Genomic DNA, 17,391 nt, shown 5'->3' with positions numbered 1-17,391 from the left:
AATGAGATGATTCGCATATACTCTTCTCATCATGTCTAGTGGTCTAAGGAGATCACGGATGACCGGCTCCGTCGCCCGCGCCGAGCGCAGCGAACACGAACTCGGCCCCCGCAAGCCGATCGAGCCCGGAACCCGCATGTGGGACGAGGTAGGACTGATCACCTTCTCCCTCACCGCCGGATCGGCATTCCTGCTGCAGACCATGGAACCGACGATCTCCGCGGTCGTCGACGAGCACTCGACCTTCCGCACCGACCCGATGGGCCGCGCGATGCGCAGTCTCGCGGCGGTGATGACCTGGACCTACGGCGGTCACGAGGCCGTCGCCGAGGCCGACCGCCTGCGGCATATGCACGCCTCCCTCAACACCGTCGACGCGCAGGGCAAACGCCACTCCGCACTCGCCTCCGGTCCGTGGGCCTGGGTGCTGCACACCGGCACGTATGCCTTCAACGAGGCGTCGAGATACTTCAGCCGCACGCCGCTCACGTATGCGGAGAAGGAGCAGTACTACCAGGAGGTGTTGCAGCTGCTGCGCATGTTCTCGGTGGCGCCCAAGGAGATTCCGCCGACCTACGCCGATTTCGAGGTCTTCTTCGCCGACACCGTCGAGAACCATCTGGTCGCCACCGACACCGCCCGCGACTACCTGAAGACGATCCGCCACGTGGCCCCGCCGAAGTCGCTGCCCACACCGCTGGTGCCGCTGTGGAAGCTGGCCGCCGCACCGCTGGGCCGCATGCAGTACTTCTGCACGGTAGGCACCACGCCCGAACCGGCGCGCCGCAAACTCGGGCTGACCTGGACCGCGCAGGACGAGCGCAACCTGCGCATCCTGGGCTGGCTGCTGGCGCGGCTCGTGCCGCTGCTGCCGGAACGGATCCGCTACTTCCCCATCGCCTACGAGGCGCGCAAACTCGAGCGCGACCGCGCCCGGCTGCGCAAGGTGCTCGATCTGCGCCCGATGTAGTCGATGCGCCGGGTCGTCGGCCGTTTCCCGACCCCGGTTCTGAGGGCTGGACGGGCGGCGGTGCAGACTCGATAGTCCTATGGTGCTCGAGAATTCATCGCCCCGCGCCCGGCGCGTGCTCACGCGTGTGCTGTGCGGGCTGGTCCTCGTGATCGCGGCGGCCGCGCCGGTCACCGCGACCGCCGCCCCGGCCCCGGCGTATCAGTGGCGCCAGGAGTTCCTGACCACCCCCGACGGTGTGCGGTTGCACGCGGACATCCTCCGGCCCGCCGGCATGGCCGACGACGTGCGCACCCCCGTGGTCATGACGGTGAGCCCCTACCGCAACCATCTGGCGTTCACAGCCGAAGTCCATCCGCAGGGCGGGCCGTCGCTGCGCGATCTGTATTCGGAACTGTTCCTCGACGCCGGCTACACCTATGTGATCGTGGATCTGCGAGGTTTCGGGGGGTCCAGTGGCTGCCCCGACTTCGGTGGCCCCGGCGAGCAGAGCGATGTGCGTACCGCGGTCGAATGGGCTGCGGCACAACCGTGGTCGATCGGACGAGTCGGCCTGACCGGTACCTCCTACGAGGCATGGACCGGCATCATGGGTCTGGCCACCAACCCGAAAGGGCTGGCGGCGGTGGCGTCGTTCGAACCCGTAGTCGACCCCTACAGCTACCTGTACATGCAGGGCATTTCGTGGAAGTTCTCCGGAAAACCGGTGACCGAGGACGGTATTCGCCCCGGCGATATGGCCGGATTCGAACATCTGCTGATCTCCTCCACCCCCGCGCACCCCTCCGACTCACCGGAATACAGGGCCAACGCCGCGCGGCTACCGATCGAATGCGCGCAGTCCTATCTGACGGGCACCACCGACCACGACGGCGGTACCCGCTTCTGGCGCGACCGCGATCTGACCGATCGCGTGCGCGGCAGCAAGGTTCCGCTGTTCCTCGGCCAGGGCTTCCTCGACTACAACACTCGCGCCTACCGGGTCTTCGATGTCTGGAAGAACCACGATCTGCCCGAGGACAAGGGCTGGTTCGGCCAGTGGGGACACCAGAACTGCCATGAAGGCTGCGGCACACCGCAATTCGACAGTGAGTTGCTGGCCTTCTTCGACAAGTATGTCGCCCAGCACGATGTCACGGTGCCGGGCCCCCGGGTGACCGTCGGCAGCTTCGACGACCGCTGGCGCGGCGAAAAGGTCTGGCCGCCCGCCGATTCCGCGCGGGTGGCGATGCCGATCCGCCCCGGCGAGTACACCGATCGCGGCCTGCTCCCCGGACCGGACCGCGAGTACTGGTCACTGTCGCAGCCGCTGCCCGCCGATCAGCATCTGTCCGGAATCGCCACGGCCACACTGACGTTGAGCGGTCCGCCGAACGCCACAATCGCCGCGGAACTCTACGATGTGGCGCCCGACGGCTTCAGCACCGTGATCACCCGCGGCATCGCGCAGGTCGCCGACACCGCGGCCATCCGCCTGCTGGCCCAGGACTGGACCGTACCGGCCGGGCATCGGATCGGCGTGCGGATCACCGATGTGGTCGACACCGTGTGGTCGCACACCCCGGCGAATGCCCGGGTGAGCGTGCGTTCCGGCACCGTCGAGCTGCCGTTGCTCACCGAGACCCGCAATTTCGATCTGACCGGCGGCAGCAGTGAGGCGCTGGGCAAATGGCGCGCCCGCCGGGTGACCACGATCGCGCCCGAGGTGCTGCGCGATGCCGGTGTGACGGTGGACTTCCCGCAACGACGAGGAGATTGATGACAGCGACCGGTACGACCGCGACCACCGTCGACGACGCGACCGCCCAGCGGCTCGCGGCCGCCTTGCGCTGCGCCACCGTCTCCCGCGACGACGCCGATGCCGACGTGGTCGAATTCGACCGGCTCGCAAGCCTTCTCGACAACGAATTCCCCCTGGTGCACACCCATCTGGACCTGGAACGATTCGGTCACAGCCGGTTGTATCGCTGGCCCGGCACCGAACCCGGTACGGCGGCCGTTCTGCTCGCCCACCAGGATGTGGTTCCGGTCGACGACGAGGCCCGCTGGACCCATCCCCCGTTCGCGGGTGTGGTCGACGACGAATTCATCTGGGGCCGGGGCGCGATCGACGACAAGAGCCGGGTGCTGGCCATTCTGGAGGCCGCCGAATCGCTGCTGGCCGAGGGCCGCCGTCCGCGCCGGACCATCTATTTCGCCTTCGGCCACGACGAGGAGATTTTCGGCCGCGCCGGCGCCACCCGGATGGCCGCCCGGCTGCGCGAGCTCGAGGTGCGCGCCGACCTGCTGCTCGATGAAGGCGGGGTGATCACCCAGGGCGTCGCCGACGGGGCCACCGCACCCGTGGCCTCCATCATGCTCGGTGAAAAAGGCTGGGCCACGGTGCAACTGCGCACCACCGACACCGGCGGGCATTCCTCGATGCCCGGCCGCGAAACCGCCGTGGGCCGGATCGCGCGGGCGGTCGCGCGCATCCAGGACCATCCGATGCCGCTGCGCATGACGCCGGTGATCGCCGACATGCTGGCCCGGATGCGCCCCGCCATGGCCGAACCGCGACGTTCCGCGCTGCGGCTGGCCCCGCTCGCGGCTGGGGTGATCACCCGGATGATGGCGGCGCGGCCGCAGACCGAGGCCCTGGTCCGCACCACGACCGCACCCACCGTGATCCGCGGCGGGGTCAAGGCGAACGTGCTGCCGCAACGCGCCGAGGCGCTGGTGAATTTCCGTATCCTGCCCGGCGATTCGGTGTCCGCCGTGCTCGACCACTGCCGCCGCGTGGTCGCCGACCCGCGCGTCGCGCTCGAGGTGGTCGGAACGGCCTCCGAACCCTCGCGGATCACCGGGCCTGGTCCGGCCTTCGACGTGCTCGCCGACATCACCCGCGCCCTGGTTCCCGAAGCCGTGGTGACCACCGGCATCGTGCCCGGCGCCACCGATTCCCGCCACTATGACGGGCTGGCCGCCACCCGCTGCAACTTCGCGCCGATCGTGGTCGACGCGGCGGATCTGGAGCGCATTCACGGCACCGACGAACGGCTCTCCCGGGCCAATTACGCGCGGCTGATCGAATTCAACCGCCGCGTCCTCGCGCACTACACGGGCACCGGCGGCTGATGCCGGGAATGTCGGTGTTCGCCGCTACCCTCAACGAGTGCGAGCTACAGCAACGTTCACCGTCAAATCCTTCGTCGCCACGGACGTCCTTCCCGATCCGGACATCCCGACCGCGACGCCGGTCGGAATCGCCCGGCTGGAAAAGCATTTCGAGGGTGAGGCGGTCGGACGTTCGGCCACGTTGTTCACCGCCGCGTTCGACCAACTGTCGGGCCGGGGCACCTATGTGGCGATGGAGTCGTTCGAAGGCTCGCTCAACGGATTGGCCGGCACGTTCAACTTCGCCCATTCCGCGACCACCGCGGGCGAGGACCGCAGCGCCGAATTCTTCACGATCGTGCCCAGCAGCGGCACCGGGGAGCTGAGCGAGATCACCGGAACCGGTGGTCTGGCGGTCGACGCCGACGGCACCCACCGGATCTGGTTCGACTACGACCTGGGCTGAACATCGACCCCGGCGCGGCGGGCCGATGTGCGGCGCTCCGGCCCGCCGTGCGCGACAATGGCGGCGCAGCGACGGCACAGACGGAGGCAGCGATGACGACAGGCGATACCGGCGAATTCGACGCTCGCGGCGGGCACGTGTTCTGGCGGGCCTGGCTGCCCGAACAGGCGCGCGCGGTCGTGGTGCTGGTACACGGCGTCGCCGAACACTCCGGACGCTACGACCATGTGGGTAAACGGCTGGCGGACAGCGGTTTCGCGGTCTACGCCTTCGACCACATCGGGCACGGGCGCTCCGGCGGCGGGCAGTCGAATATCGAATCGATCGACGCGGCCGCCGACAATGTGAACACCATGCTCGATATCGCGAGTGCGAAACATCCGGGCCTGCCCCGGTTCGTCCTCGGGCACAGCATGGGCAGCCTGATCACGCTGTATCTGGCGACGCGGGCGCCGCTGGAGGTCGCGGGCATCGCGGTGTCGGCGCCGCCGGTGGTCATCGAGGCCGGCAATCCCGTGCAGCGGCTACTCGCCCCCGCGCTGAGCCGCTGGGCGCCGAACCTGGGTGTGCTGCAACTGGATTCGGCGCAGATCAGCCGCGATCCGGAGGTGGTGCGCGCCTACGATCAGGATCCGCTGGTCTATCGCGGCAAACTGCCGGCCCGCACGGCGACCGAAATTCTGCGCGGCGCCGAATTCGTCCTCGCTCACCTGGACGCGCTGCGGGTGCCGACGCTGGTGCTGCACGGCGGCGAGGATGCCCTCGCCGCCCCGGTGGGCGCCGATCGGATCGAGGCAGGCGCCACCGCGACCGATCTCACGGTGCTGCGTTATCCGGGCCTCTACCATGAGGTTTTCAACGAACCCGAGCGCGAGCAGGTACTCGGCGACCTGGTGCACTGGTTGGAGGAGCACACCGGCGCGCAGTAACATCCGAGAATGAGCAATACCGACCAGGGACGTATCGCCTTCATCCGGGCCAACTGGCACCAGTCCATCGTCACCCAGGCCTACGCGGGTTTCCTGGCCGAGTACGGCGATCTGGGGTATTCGGCGGATGCCGTCGAGGTGTTCGACGTGCCCGGCGCGTTCGAGATCCCGCTGCACGCGCAGCGGCTCGCCCGCACCGGCCGGTACACGGCGGTGGTGGCCGCCGCGCTGGTCGTCGACGGTGGCATCTACCGGCACGATTTCGTCGCTTCGGCCGTGGTCGACGGGCTCATGCGCGTGCAGCTCGAGACCGACGTCCCGGTGTTCTCCGTGGTGCTGACCCCGCATCACTTCCACGAGCACAGCGAACACGTGGACTACTTCACCAAGCACTTCCACACCAAGGGCGCCGAGGCCGCCCGCGCGGTCGCGACCACACTCAGCTCCCTGCGCACCCTCCCCACCAGCGCGGTCTGAGACCGGCCCACCGCCCGCGGACCGGCCGACGGCAGAGCACGACAGCAAAGCACGGCAGGGGCGACCGGCAATCCGGTCGCCCCTGCTCCTCATTTGTAATTGTTCAGGCAGGCCGCCTCACCGTCGAGCACCCCGGCGCGGAACGCATCGAGCCGCTGATACCCGCTGGGCACCACCTTGCCGTCGGCATCGCTCGCAGCCAGGCCGTCGGACAGCAGACCCGACACCGCGGCGTCCAGGTCGCCCGCGGTGAGCCGGGGATCGCTGGCCGGATCGCTGAGCTTGGTGGTGACGGCGCCGGACAGGCAGGCGGTGCGCAGCCCGGCGGATTCCGGTCCTTGCAGCGACAGGTGCCGATCCCGTTCCACCGCGAGCACGTAACGGGAGATGAATACGACGTAGGCGTTGTAGTTGCCGTCGACCACCGCGGACAGCGGTTCCTCGTCGCCCCGTTGCTGACCGGCACGCTTGGCCAGTTCCGGCACATCTGTACCCACGGTATTGCTCGCTGGGCAGTACGAAACCGGCTCCACCGCACTATCTTTCGGGCAGTTCTTGACGATTCCGGAATAGTCGAGCGCCGGTGGCTGCGGCAGTGGATAGATCCGGCCGAGGGCGGCGGCGACGGCATTGAGCCCGTCGACGTCGACGCCCATCTGATTCTCCTCGTCGCCCGGTTCGAAGGTCGTCGGCAGGCCGCCGCGGCGCTGCTGAATCTCCTTCTTGGTGATGCCCTTACACCCGGCCGCACCGTCGGACCAGCCGATCTGCACCGCCGTCACGCGCTCGAACGCCGACCCGTGCACATTTTTCGGATTGTCGGGGTCGCGGTCGCGCACGGCGACCGTCGCACCCAGGACACCGTTGAGCCCGTCGGTCGTGTTCAGGGTGAAATGCGCCGAACCGCCCTCGGCCACATGCCGCAGGAACACCCCCGCGAAGCAGTCGGCCTGCTGTTCGAGCACGATTCCGGGCGTGAAGAAACCGTTGAGCCGGGCCTGGTCCTGCAGCGAGTGACCGTACTCGTGCGCGAGCACCATGACCACGGCCATCTTCCCGTACTTGTTCGAGATCAGCGGCAGCAGTTTGCCGCGATCCCAGCCGACGGTCTTGTCGATCTTGCAGTAGGCCGCGTTCACCACGTGATAGGTGCTGGAGCGGCAGAAGGTGACCGATTGTTCCTTGGGCGCGTTGGCATCCCAGGAGATGAAGTGATCGACCGGCTTGAAGGTGCCCGGAAAGTTCTTGCCGTATTCGGCGCCCCAGTAATCCTGCAGATCCCACAGCGTGTTGAGGGCCAGCCGGTCCATCTCGCCGCCGTCACCGTTGTCGGCGTGCAACGGCGCGTCGGGCACGCCCGGTCGCGGACCGCTCGGGCCGGAGGCATTGGGCGCGGCGCCGCTGACGGCCCACGGATTCTCGTTCGCCGCGGCAACATCGTGTGCCACAGTCGTTTTCGCATCGGTGCCGCATCCGGCCAGTACCGCACCGAGCACCAGCAACCCGGCCGTCGCAGCCAGCCGCAGCCGCCTGTCGTGTCTCATCTCGTGTCCTCCCCGAATACCACTGTCGACGCCCGGACCGACGACGATCCGGATTCCGCACAGCGGTCCCCCCGTCTCCCGAGCGCTCACATCGTAATCGGACGCCCGCGCGAATGCGCAACGCATGTCTCGATATCGGCACGGATGCCGCAGAGTGACGGCCACAACATGGCGCGCACACCGGACGTTCATCTACTATTTACCTACGTAGATAGTAGATGCTCAACGGCGAGCAGAGAGGCCGACACCATGCCCCGACACCCCCGCGCATCCCTCACCCTTCCCGCCCTGGCGGCGCTCACCGCCGCGGGCCTCGGCTTCACCGCGGCGCCCGCCGAAGCCGAATCCAGGCGAGCGGCCACCCAACCCGCCACCGGCTGCCTGTGGGCCGGAACCGCCCACCCCGCCGGAGCCACCGTCATCGCGGGCGGTCGCGGCTACACCTGCGGCGCCGACGGCCGCGGCACTCCCGTGTGGTCGGCCGGCGCCGTGTCGGACCGGCCCGACACCGTCGCCAACCCGGGCGCGGCCGGCGACCCGGCCGCGCACTTCAGCCTGGGCGCGCGCCAGCCCGGCACCGCATACAACGACTACTGCGTCGGCAATCAGCTGGTCGAGGGCACCGACGACGTCTACCAGGTGGTGCGCGGCCACGACGGCCGCTTGTTCTGGAAGGCCGCCGAACCCGTCAGCGCATGGCGCCTCGATCGCGGAACCGTTGCCCCGCAGCCGACGTGGCGCGGAACCGGCCTGTGCTACGAGGGCAATATGGCGTGATCGCCGGTCAGCCCTGTTTTCGGTGCGGAACGAATTCCAGCGTCAGCAGCGCGAGCACGGTGAAGACGATCTCACGCCAGCGGACGAGGACGAAACGCTGATTGCCGAAGGAGTTGAACTTGCGCAGGAACCGATACAGCGACTCCAGCCGGATCAGCGGATCCAGCGTGCGGGCCAGCACGTAGACAGCCTGCTTGGAGCGCGATCGTTGCTTGTCGGCGAACAATTCGGGGAACGCCGCGAACGCCAGCGAGATGCGGTGCACATCGTGGTCGCGGCCGTAGTCGACGAGGTCGACGATCATCCGCTCGTCCAAGCCGTTCGGGGCATCCTTGCGCCGCCACGGCACATCGAGGCTGAGTTCGCTGCCGTGATTGGACGATCCGTAGCGCTGGAATCCGGCGACCCGGCCCTCACCGTCGCGGGCGATCACCACGAGCATGCCCGGATTCCGGCCGTCGAGCAGGTGATCCAGGATCATCGAGAAGCCGCGGGTCTGGTGGCCGGTCCCCCATTCGTCGACGATGCCCAGCAGCGTCTCGCGCATCTCACGGTCGAGTTCGCGTTCGGGAATCACCTCGGTCTTGACGCCGAAGTTGCGAGTGCGGCTCACCGCCTGGCGCAGGTTGCGGAATTTGCGGCCGACCATGTCGAACGAGTCGACCTCGATCACCACGTCGCGACCGATCGGAATGGCGCGCAGGCCATGATGATCGGCGGCGCGGGTGCGCCACAGTTCGGTGACCGCGGGGCTGGCGCCCAGCACCGCGATCCGCCAGCCGTGGGCGGCGGCGAATCCGGAGAACTCGGCGATGAGCCGGCCGAATTCGGCGCAACTGCCGACCGGGTCGCCCGCGACGACCGCGATGCCGAAGCGCGCGCGGTAGCCGATCGCGGCGTTCGAATCCGCGCTGAAGAAATAGGATTTGGCCGAATGCAGGGCGAACGGGGCCAGCGGATCCTCGACCGTCCGGTCGACCAGCGCGGCGATGCGGTCCCGCTGATCCGGTTGCGGGCGCGAACTCTGCGGCAGCATCAGGATCAGGCCCGTGGAGGCGAGGCACACGAAGCCGACGGTGCCGTGATCGCTGCGGTAGGCGATATTGGACACCCCGAGCACGATCACCGCGACCGTGAAGTGCGGCAGTGTGATCGGCCGCCGCAGATGCAGTCCGCGCGCCACGAACAGGCCCGACAGCGAAACCGCCACGAACCAGCCGCGATTGACACCTTCGCGGGAGGCGCGGTCGGCGGCGTACAGCAGCACCACACCGACCAGCAACAGCACCACGATCAACGGAACCCGCACGGCGCGGGTCGGATTGAGGGCGGCGTGCCGATAGGTGCGATAACCGGTGACGGCCGAATTGAGTTCAGCCATCACGGTCTCCGATCACACAGCGCATCGCGTGTGTCGTCGAGCCGGTGGGCGTTGCGCACGTCCACGAACATCCTCACCATGGCGGTCCTCCCGAATGGTCGCGTACCGATACAGTATGCGGAACGCTGGTTCCGGCTCGGCCGGGCCCCACGGTCACGACGGCACAGCACACTGTGAACCAACCGATATCGCGTCCGGTCTGTTCCCCGCAACACGTTTTCGGCCCGCACGGGCTCGGCGTATCGCGAGAATTCATCGCCGGTTCACGAAACCGCCGCCTGCCCCCGGTGACCTACGCGACCGCGACAACCGCCGCGCGCACGCATCCGTGCCATTCACCGCATACCTCCGCCGCGACGGAGCTACGCCCCGCCGAAGACGCGTTCGACGACCGTCTTCGCCCGCCTCGTGACGCGCATGTAGTGGTCGAGGAATTCGCTGCCGTCGTCGGTCGGCCAGCCCGCTACCCGGGCCACGGCCGAGAGCAACGGCCCGGGCCCGGGCAGCTGGTCGGCGGGTTTGCCGCGCACCAGCACCAGCGCGTTGCGGGCCTTGGTGGCGGTGAGCCAGGCGGTGCGCAGCAGCTCGACATCGAGGGCGTCGAGCAGTTTGTTCCGTTCGATCACCGCGAGGCATTCGAGAGTGGAGGTGTTGTGCAGATCGGGCACCTCGTGCGCGTGCTGGAGTTGCAGCAGTTGCACGGTCCACTCGATATCGGCGAGACCGCCGCGGCCGAGCTTGGTGTGAGTGGCCGGGTTCGCGCCGCGCGGTAGGCGCTCGGAGTCGACCCGCGCCTTGATCCGCCGGATCTCGCGCACGGCATCCTCGGAGACCCCGCCCTTGGGATAGCGGACCGGATCGATGGAATGCAGGAACCGCAGACCCAGGTCCTCGTCGCCGGCGACCTGATGTGCGCGCAGCAGCGCCTGCACTTCCCACGGCTGCGCCCACTGCTGGTAGTAGGCGCGATAGGCGGCCAGGGTGCGGACCAGCGCACCGTTGCGTCCCTCGGGCCGGAGCCCGGCATCGACCTGCAGCGGCGGATCGGTGCTGGGCGCGCCGAGGAGCCGCTGCACTTGTTCGGCGACGCCGATGGCCCACTTCACCGCGACCGTCTCGTCCGCGCCGGGACGCGGATCGCAGACGAACAGCACATCGGCGTCGGACCCGTAGCCCAGTTCCATCCCACCGAGACGACCCATGCCGATCACGGCGAAGTCCGCCGGCGCGGGCTCCTGGTGTTCGGCCTCCCAGGCTCGGATCACGGCCTGCAGCGACGCCTCGAGCACCGCGACCCAGACCCACGACAGTGCCCGGCACACCCGCGGCACCTCCAGCATGCCGAGCACGTCGGCGGAGGCGATGCGGGCCAGCTCGTGGCGCCGCAGCGAGCGGGCCGTGGCGACGGCCCGTCTGGGATCGTCGTAGCGGGCGGCCCCGGCCAGGATGCTGGAGCGCACATCCTCGGCCTTCGGGCTCAGCAGCAGCGGCCCGTCCGGTCCGTCGGCGAACATCCGGATGGTTTCGGGCGCGTTGATCAGCAGATCGGGCAGATAGGCCGAGGAGCCCAGCACGATCATCAGCCGCTGCGCGATCGCACCCTCGTCGCGGAGTTCGCGCAGGAACCAGATCTGGTCGTCGAGGCCCTCCGACACCCGCCGGTAGGCCAGCAAACCGGCATCGGGATTCGGTGTGTCACCGAGCCATTCGAGCAGCGTCGGCAACAGCAGCGCCTGGATGCGGCCCTTGCGCCCCACCTCCCCCGTGAGCGCCTTGAGGTGGCCGAGCGCGTTCTCCGGGGCGGCGTAGCCGAGGGCGGCGAGCTGGCGGACCGCGGCCTGCGGACTCAGCCGCAACGCGGCGGCGTCGAGGCGGGCCACCGATTCCAGCAGCGGCCGGTAGAACAGCTTCGCGTGCAGCCGGCGCACCCGCACGGTGTTGCGCTTGATTTCGCTGCGCAGCACCCCGACCGCGTCCTGGCGCCCGTCGGGACGCATATGCGCCGCACGAGCGAGCCAGCGCATCCCCTCCTCATCGTCGGATGCGGGCAAGGTGTGGGTGCGCTTGAGCCGCTGCAACTGCAGGCGGTGCTCGAGCAGGCGCAGGAATTCGTAGGAGGCGGTGAGGTTCGCGGCATCGTCGCGGCCCACATAGCCACGCGCGGCCAGCGCGGTCAGCGCCTCGACCGTACCCGGCACGTGCAGCGATTCATCGGCCTTGCCGTGGACCAACTGCAGCAGCTGCACCGCGAATTCGACGTCGCGCAAGCTGCCGTGGCCGAGTTTCAGCTCCCGCTCGCGCATGTCCTCGGGCACCAGGCTTTCGACCCGGCGCCGCATCGCCTGCACGTCGGCGACGAAATCCGGTCGTTCCGAGGCGCTCCACACCATCGGCATGAGCGCCTCGCTGTACTGCCTGCCCAGTTCCAGATCGCCAGTGGCGGGGCGGTTCTTCAGCAGCGCCTGGAATTCCCAGGTGCGCGCCCAGCGCTTGTAGTAGGTGATGTGCGAATCCAACGTGCGCACCAGCGCCCCGGCCTTACCTTCCGGACGCAGCGCGGCATCGACGTCGAAGAACGCGCTGCCGGCGATGCCCATCATCTCCGCGGCCAGCCGGGTGGCGGTGGTGTCGGCGGGTTCGGCGACGAACACCACGTCGACATCGGAGACGTAATTGAGCTCGCGCGCACCGCATTTGCCCATCGCGACCACCGCCAGCCGGACCGGAACCGGGTCGTCGGGGCAGATCCGCGCCACCGCCACCGAGAGCGCGGCGGTGAGTGCGGCCTCGGCCAGGTCGGTGAGATGGTTGCCGACCTGCTGATACGGCAGCACCGGTTCGTTCTCGACGGTGGCGGCCAGATCGTGGGCGGCCAGCAGCATCAGCTGATCGCGATATCGCTTGCGCAGCAATGCGATCGCGTCGGGTCCGGCGTGGGTGGCGCGGTAGAGCATCGGCGCGGCGTTCGGCCCCGTCTCGGGCGCGGCGCCGACCGCGTCGAGCAGATCGTCGAGGATCTCGCGCGTGCCCGGCAGTTCTCGCCGCAACAGCTGCCAGCTCGACGGATCGGCCACCAGATGGTCGGCGAACGCGCTCGACGAGCCGATCAGCGCGAACAGCCTGCCGCGCAACGACAGATCGGTGCGCAACGCGGAATCCAGTGCGGCCCATCCGGACCCGAGCGCCTCGCGCAGGCGGACCAGGGTCAGCAGCGCCAGATCGGCATCCGGCGACCGCGACAACGCCCACAGCAGTGCAACGCTGTCGACATTGTCCCAGTCGAGCTCTCGTAACGACGCGGCTGCCGTCGGCTCCAGCAATCCCAGCCGACCGGCACCGGGCACTGCGGGACGTGCAGTCGGTGGGCGGACCATCCTTTCAAATTACCGTTACGACCGAGCCTGCGGAAGTTGCCTGCTCGCGGGCGGTCGAGAGAGTGCTGGGCCGACCCTCGTCACGGAGCCGATTCGTTTTGGGCGAGGGCCGCGGGGAACCTTTTCGGCGAAGGCCGCGGGGAACACAGCCTCCCGCCGACGGGCTACCGGGACCGCGAGCGAGCCGTCTCGATCGCAGACCGCGGCAAGCCCGGCCCCGGCCGCCACACAGACCTGGATAGAACGCCCTGAGCCGCCCGCCGCAGTACGGGCGGGCATCGGCGTCCGTGGTGTACAGAGATCGACCGCGGAGCGCGCGCAGCACCCCGCGGTCGACCCGTTTCTCAGAAGCTGTGTTCCGGCCCCGGAAAGGTCCCCTGCGCTACTTCGCGCGCGTATTCCGCTGCGGCGCTGCGCAATTCGTCGCCCACGCGGCCGAAGCGCTTGACGAACTTGGCCGTCTTGCCGCTGGTGTAGCCGGCCATGTCCTGCCAGACCAACACCTGGGCGTCGCAGTCGCTGCCGGCGCCGATGCCGACGGTCGGGATGGTCAGCTTGTGGGTGACCTGCCCGGCCAGCTCGGCGGGCACCATCTCCATCACCACGGCGACGGCACCGGCCTCCTGCACCGCGATGGCGTCGGCGATCAGCTGTTCGGCGCCGTCGCCGCGGCCCTGCACGCGATAGCCGCCGAGGGTGTTGACGCTCTGCGGGGTGAAGCCGATATGCGCCACCACCGGGATGCCGGAGGCGGTGAGCCGGGCGATGTGCTCGGAAACCCGTTCTCCGCCTTCGAGTTTCACCGCGTGCGCACCACCCTCCTTCATGAAGCGGGTGGCGCTGGCCAGCGCCTGTTCGGGTGATCCCTCGTAGCTGCCGAACGGCAGGTCGGCCACCACCAGGGCATGCGGCGCCCCGCGGACCACGCCGCGTACCAGCGGCAGCAGTTCCTCGATCGTGATCGGCACGGTGGTGTCGTAGCCGTAGACCACGTTGGCCGCCGAATCGCCGACCAGCAGCACGGGGATGCCGGCCTCTTCGAACAGCTTCGCGGTGGAGTAGTCGTAGGCGGTCAGCATCGCCCACTTCTCGCCCGCGGATTTCCATTGCTGCAGGTGCTGTACTCGCGTCTTCCGCCGGGAAGTTGTCGGTGCGGCACCGTAGGCGGTGGTTTCGGAAGCAGGATTGTCCTGAGCAGCGGACATCATCGTCCCTTTCGTCTGTCCTCGAGGCCCGATCGGGTCCCCGGGTTGCTATGACCCGTCCAGTCTGCCACCGCGGCAGGGCCGCATTTAAGGCGTGCCCGGGATGGGATTTGTCACACGCGGTGGGAGCGACGCGGCCGGAGGAGGCAGCCTGCGTAACCACGGAGGCCGCCGCGGACACCGCAATGATCACAGGCGGAGATGGAAGGATGGCGCGCATGTCCTTGTCGCGATCCGGTCGCGTCGCAGCCGCGGTGGCCCTGATGTGTGTGGCCGCCGCCTGCTCGTCGACGTCGAAGAATCACCCCGTCGCCCAGCCGTCCGCGCCGAGTCCGGCCGCGCTGCAGAAGTACTACACCCAGGTTCCGGCGTGGGGTAGCTGTGACGGATTCGGCGATGCCTCGACCCGATTCCCGCAGGGCACCGAGTGCGCGCACATCTCGGTACCGATCGATTACGACAAGCCCGAGGGCGCGACCGCGCAGATCGCGGTGTCGCGGATGAAGGCGACCGGGCAGCGCATCGGATCACTGCTGTTCAACCCGGGCGGGCCCGGCCAGGCCGGACTGTGGATGGCCGGGCAGGGCCAGGACACCCCGCTCGCACAGCGGTTCGACCGCATCGGTTTCGATCCGCGCGGTGTCGGCGCCTCCACGCCGCTGATCGAATGCCTGACCGGGCAGCAGTGGGATCAGCAACGCGCCGAACCGCCCAAGGACTACACCCCCGACGGCATCGCGGCCGCCGAGCGGGAGAACAAGGATTTCGCCGCGCACTGCACCGAGAAGACCGGCAACGAATTCCTCGCCCACGTCGGCACCCGCGAGGTCGTGCAGGACATGGACATCATCCGGGGAGTGCTCGGCGACGACAAGCTGAACTACGTCGGCTACTCCTACGGAACCCGGCTCGGCTACATCTACGCCGAGAAGTTCCCGGACAAGGTGCGGGCCATGGTGCTCGACGGCGCACTCGATCCGGACGCCGATCCGGAGAAGGAATCGGTGCAGCAGGCCGCCGGGTTCCAGAAGGCCTTCGACGCCTACGCCGCCGACTGTACGAGCAAACCGGATTGCCCGCTGGGCCAGGACGCGAGTCAGGCGGTGGCCCGCTTCCACGATCTGGTCAACCCGCTCTGGAACCACCCGGCCGAGACCCGCGACGGCCGCGGGCTCACCTACAGCGACGCGGTCACCGGCGTGCAGAACACCCTCTACGCCGAAGACAGCTGGAATGTGCTGAGCGCGGGCCTGGCTCAGCTGGCCAAGGGCAAGGGCGACATCCTGCTGCAGCTCGCCGATCTCTACGACGGCCGCGGCAAGGACGGTACCTACGACAATTCGCAGGACGCGTTCCTGGCCATCCACTGCGTCGACGATCCGGCCATCAAGGACCGCGCCGAAACCGATAAGCAGGACGCGGAATACCGCAAGGTTGCCCCGTTCCTCGACGACGGCCACGCCACCGGGCAGGCGCCGCTCGAGATGTGCGCGTTCTGGCCCGTGCCCAACAGCGGCTCCCCGCACAACATTTCCGCACCGGGCCTGGCCAAGACCGTGGTCATCTCCACGACCGCGGACCCGGCCACCCCGTATCAGGCCGGTGTCGATCTGGCCCATCAGCTGGGCGCGGCGCTGATCACCAACAAGGGAACCCGCCACACCGCCTTCCTCTCCGGGGGCGTGCCGTGCGTGGACGACGCGGTCTTCGCCTACCTGATCGACCTGAAGACACCGCCGGAAGGACTCACCTGCGGCTGACGCCACACATGCGGACCGGCGGTTGTTGCATGATGTAACACGGATTTAACCGCGGGTGCCTACGCTCGCGCGTATGGATCGCCAGAAGGAATTCGTGCTGCGGACGCTCGAGGAGCGGGACATCCGCTTCGTGCGACTCTGGTTCACCGACGTCCTGGGATATCTGAAGTCGGTGGCGATCGCCCCCGCGGAGCTGGAAGGCGCCTTCGAGGAGGGCATCGGATTCGACGGCTCGGCGATCGAGGGCTTCGCCCGGGTGTCGGAGGCCGATATGGTCGCCAAGCCCGATCCGTCGACGTTCCAGGTACTGCCCTGGTCCACCAGCAAGGGCCATCAGCATTCGGCGCGCATGTTCTGCGATATCGCCATGCCCGACGGCTCGCCATCGTGGGCCGATCCGCGCCACGTACTGCGACGGCAGCTGAACAAGGCCGGTGACCTGGGGTTCAGCTGCTACGTGCATCCGGAGATCGAGTTCTTCCTGATCCGTTCGGCGCTCAAGGACGGTCGTCCGGCGCCCGCCGACAACGGTGGCTTCTTCGACCAGGCCGTCCACGACGAGGCGCCGAACTTCCGCCGCCACGCCATCGACGCGCTCGAATCGATGGGCATCTCGGTGGAGTTCAGCCACCACGAGGGTGCGCCCGGCCAGCAGGAGATCGACCTGCGCTACGCGGACGCGCTGTCGATGGCCGACAACGTGATGACCTTCCGCTACCTCATCAAAGAGGTGGCCATCGACGAAGGCGTGCGCGCCTCGTTCATGCCCAAGCCGTTCTCGGATCACCCGGGTTCGGCCATGCACACGCATATGAGCCTGTTCGAGGGTGAGCACAACGCCTTCGCCGATCCCGACGATCCGAACAATTTGTCCGAGACCGCGCGTGCGTTCATCGCGGGCATTCTCGAGCACGCCAACGAGATCAGCGCCGTCACCAACCAGTGGGTGAACTCCTACAAGCGGCTGATCCACGGCGGCGAGGCGCCGACCGCCGCGTCCTGGGGCCGGTCGAATCGCTCTGCGCTGGTCCGGGTTCCGATGTACACACCCAACAAGCAGTCCTCGCGGCGAGTCGAGATCCGCAGCCCGGATTCGGCGTGCAATCCGTATCTGGCCTTCGCGGTGCTGCTGGCCGCGGGCCTGCGCGGTATCGAGAAGGGGTACACGCTGCCCCCCGAGGCCGAGGACGACGTGTGGTCGCTGACCACCGCCGAGCGCCGCGCGATGGGCTTCCGCGAGCTGCCCTCGACCCTGGACGAGGCGCTGCGGGCGATGGAGCGGTCCGAGCTGGTCGCCGAAACGCTGGGCGAGCACGTGTTCGACTTCTTCCTGCGCAACAAGCGCCGCGAATGGGCCACCTACCGCGCCCAGGTCACCCCGTGGGAGCTGGGCGAGTACCTGACGCTGTGAT

13 protein-coding genes are annotated in these 17,391 nt (G+C 68.4%); 9 read left to right on the top strand and 4 right to left on the bottom strand.

Annotation, left to right across the window (positions count from 1 at the left end; all coding sequences use genetic code 11):
- Positions 1-58 precede the first annotated feature (58 nt).
- The 6 genes from C5E41_RS07145 (at position 59) to C5E41_RS07120 (ending at position 5,938) form a co-directional block, all read left to right on the top strand.
- Entirely contained in the window at positions 59-970 is a 912-nt protein-coding gene (locus C5E41_RS07145) for an oxygenase MpaB family protein (RefSeq protein WP_104375029.1), read from the top strand.
- A gap of 79 nt (positions 971-1,049) precedes the next feature.
- A complete protein-coding gene (locus C5E41_RS07140; RefSeq protein WP_104375028.1) occupies positions 1,050-2,729 on the top strand; it encodes a CocE/NonD family hydrolase in 1,680 nt (559 codons plus the stop codon).
- Positions 2,729-4,087: a M20/M25/M40 family metallo-hydrolase gene (locus tag C5E41_RS07135; protein WP_104375027.1), complete on the top strand. Its 1,359-nt coding sequence runs from the start codon at positions 2,729-2,731 to the stop codon at positions 4,085-4,087. Before C5E41_RS07140 ends, C5E41_RS07135 begins: the two co-directional genes overlap by 1 nt.
- A gap of 37 nt (positions 4,088-4,124) precedes the next feature.
- Entirely contained in the window at positions 4,125-4,532 is a 408-nt protein-coding gene (locus C5E41_RS07130; RefSeq protein WP_030515341.1) for a DUF3224 domain-containing protein, read from the top strand.
- 92 nt (positions 4,533-4,624) lie between these two features.
- Positions 4,625-5,461, top strand: coding sequence for an alpha/beta hydrolase (locus C5E41_RS07125; RefSeq protein WP_104375158.1), 837 nt, complete (start codon positions 4,625-4,627; stop codon positions 5,459-5,461).
- A 9-nt stretch (positions 5,462-5,470) separates the two neighbouring features.
- A complete protein-coding gene (locus tag C5E41_RS07120) occupies positions 5,471-5,938 on the top strand; it encodes a 6,7-dimethyl-8-ribityllumazine synthase (RefSeq protein WP_104375026.1) in 468 nt (155 codons plus the stop codon).
- Positions 5,939-6,027: 89 nt separating this feature from the next.
- On the opposite strand, the gene C5E41_RS07115 is transcribed toward C5E41_RS07120, so the two are convergent.
- Positions 6,028-7,482: a metallopeptidase gene (locus C5E41_RS07115; protein WP_104375157.1), complete on the bottom strand. Its 1,455-nt coding sequence runs from the start codon at positions 7,480-7,482 to the stop codon at positions 6,028-6,030.
- Between the two features lie 249 nt (positions 7,483-7,731).
- Here C5E41_RS07115 and C5E41_RS07110 point away from each other — a divergent pair, with 249 nt between their 5' ends.
- Positions 7,732-8,259 (top strand): hypothetical protein, encoded by a 528-nt coding sequence (locus C5E41_RS07110; protein ID WP_104375025.1) that lies wholly within the window; start codon positions 7,732-7,734, stop codon positions 8,257-8,259.
- A 7-nt stretch (positions 8,260-8,266) separates the two neighbouring features.
- Here C5E41_RS07110 and C5E41_RS07105 read toward each other — a convergent pair whose 3' ends face one another.
- From C5E41_RS07105 to panB, 3 genes are all read right to left on the bottom strand, one after another.
- Positions 8,267-9,640, bottom strand: coding sequence for a bifunctional lysylphosphatidylglycerol flippase/synthetase MprF (locus C5E41_RS07105; RefSeq protein ID WP_104375024.1), 1,374 nt, complete (start codon positions 9,638-9,640; stop codon positions 8,267-8,269).
- Between the two features lie 362 nt (positions 9,641-10,002).
- The gene (locus C5E41_RS07100) at positions 10,003-13,014 is read right to left on the bottom strand and encodes a bifunctional [glutamine synthetase] adenylyltransferase/[glutamine synthetase]-adenylyl-L-tyrosine phosphorylase (protein WP_104375023.1); all 3,012 of its coding nucleotides are present in this window, start codon (positions 13,012-13,014) and stop codon (positions 10,003-10,005) included.
- Positions 13,015-13,358: 344 nt separating this feature from the next.
- Positions 13,359-14,222: a 3-methyl-2-oxobutanoate hydroxymethyltransferase gene (gene panB / locus C5E41_RS07095; protein ID WP_104375022.1), complete on the bottom strand. Its 864-nt coding sequence runs from the start codon at positions 14,220-14,222 to the stop codon at positions 13,359-13,361.
- Positions 14,223-14,428: 206 nt separating this feature from the next.
- Between panB and C5E41_RS07090 the strand changes: the two genes are divergently transcribed.
- Together C5E41_RS07090 and glnA are read left to right on the top strand one after the other, a co-directional pair.
- Positions 14,429-15,979 (top strand): alpha/beta hydrolase, encoded by a 1,551-nt coding sequence (locus C5E41_RS07090; RefSeq protein ID WP_104375021.1) that lies wholly within the window; start codon positions 14,429-14,431, stop codon positions 15,977-15,979.
- Positions 15,980-16,052: 73 nt separating this feature from the next.
- The gene (glnA, locus tag C5E41_RS07085; protein ID WP_104375020.1) at positions 16,053-17,390 is read left to right on the top strand and encodes a type I glutamate--ammonia ligase; all 1,338 of its coding nucleotides are present in this window, start codon (positions 16,053-16,055) and stop codon (positions 17,388-17,390) included.
- Position 17,391 lies beyond the last annotated feature (1 nt).

It is taken from the genome of Nocardia nova, assembly GCF_002933465.1.
In the GTDB taxonomy this organism is placed as follows: Bacteria; Actinomycetota; Actinomycetes; order Mycobacteriales; family Mycobacteriaceae; genus Nocardia; species Nocardia nova_B.
Note: the sequence above shows the minus strand (reverse complement) of the source record. Positions and strands in the feature narration are given on the sequence as shown.

Excerpts from the sequence above, each read along its gene's own strand:
- C5E41_RS07145 (WP_104375029.1), top strand. The coding sequence starts at position 59 with ATGACCGGCTCCGTCGCCCGCGCCGAGCGCAGCGAACACGAACTCGGC.
- C5E41_RS07140 (WP_104375028.1), top strand. The coding sequence starts at position 1,050 with ATGGTGCTCGAGAATTCATCGCCCCGCGCCCGGCGCGTGCTCACGCGT.
- C5E41_RS07135 (WP_104375027.1), top strand. The coding sequence starts at position 2,729 with ATGACAGCGACCGGTACGACCGCGACCACCGTCGACGACGCGACCGCC.
- C5E41_RS07125 (WP_104375158.1), top strand. The coding sequence starts at position 4,625 with ATGACGACAGGCGATACCGGCGAATTCGACGCTCGCGGCGGGCACGTG.
- C5E41_RS07120 (WP_104375026.1), top strand. The coding sequence starts at position 5,471 with ATGAGCAATACCGACCAGGGACGTATCGCCTTCATCCGGGCCAACTGG.
- C5E41_RS07115 (WP_104375157.1), bottom strand. The coding sequence starts at position 7,482 with ATGAGACACGACAGGCGGCTGCGGCTGGCTGCGACGGCCGGGTTGCTG.
- C5E41_RS07110 (WP_104375025.1), top strand. The coding sequence starts at position 7,732 with ATGCCCCGACACCCCCGCGCATCCCTCACCCTTCCCGCCCTGGCGGCG.
- C5E41_RS07105 (WP_104375024.1), bottom strand. The coding sequence starts at position 9,640 with ATGGCTGAACTCAATTCGGCCGTCACCGGTTATCGCACCTATCGGCAC.
- C5E41_RS07100 (WP_104375023.1), bottom strand. The coding sequence starts at position 13,014 with ATGGTCCGCCCACCGACTGCACGTCCCGCAGTGCCCGGTGCCGGTCGG.
- panB (WP_104375022.1), bottom strand. The coding sequence starts at position 14,222 with ATGATGTCCGCTGCTCAGGACAATCCTGCTTCCGAAACCACCGCCTAC.
- C5E41_RS07090 (WP_104375021.1), top strand. The coding sequence starts at position 14,429 with ATGGCGCGCATGTCCTTGTCGCGATCCGGTCGCGTCGCAGCCGCGGTG.
- glnA (WP_104375020.1), top strand. The coding sequence starts at position 16,053 with ATGGATCGCCAGAAGGAATTCGTGCTGCGGACGCTCGAGGAGCGGGAC.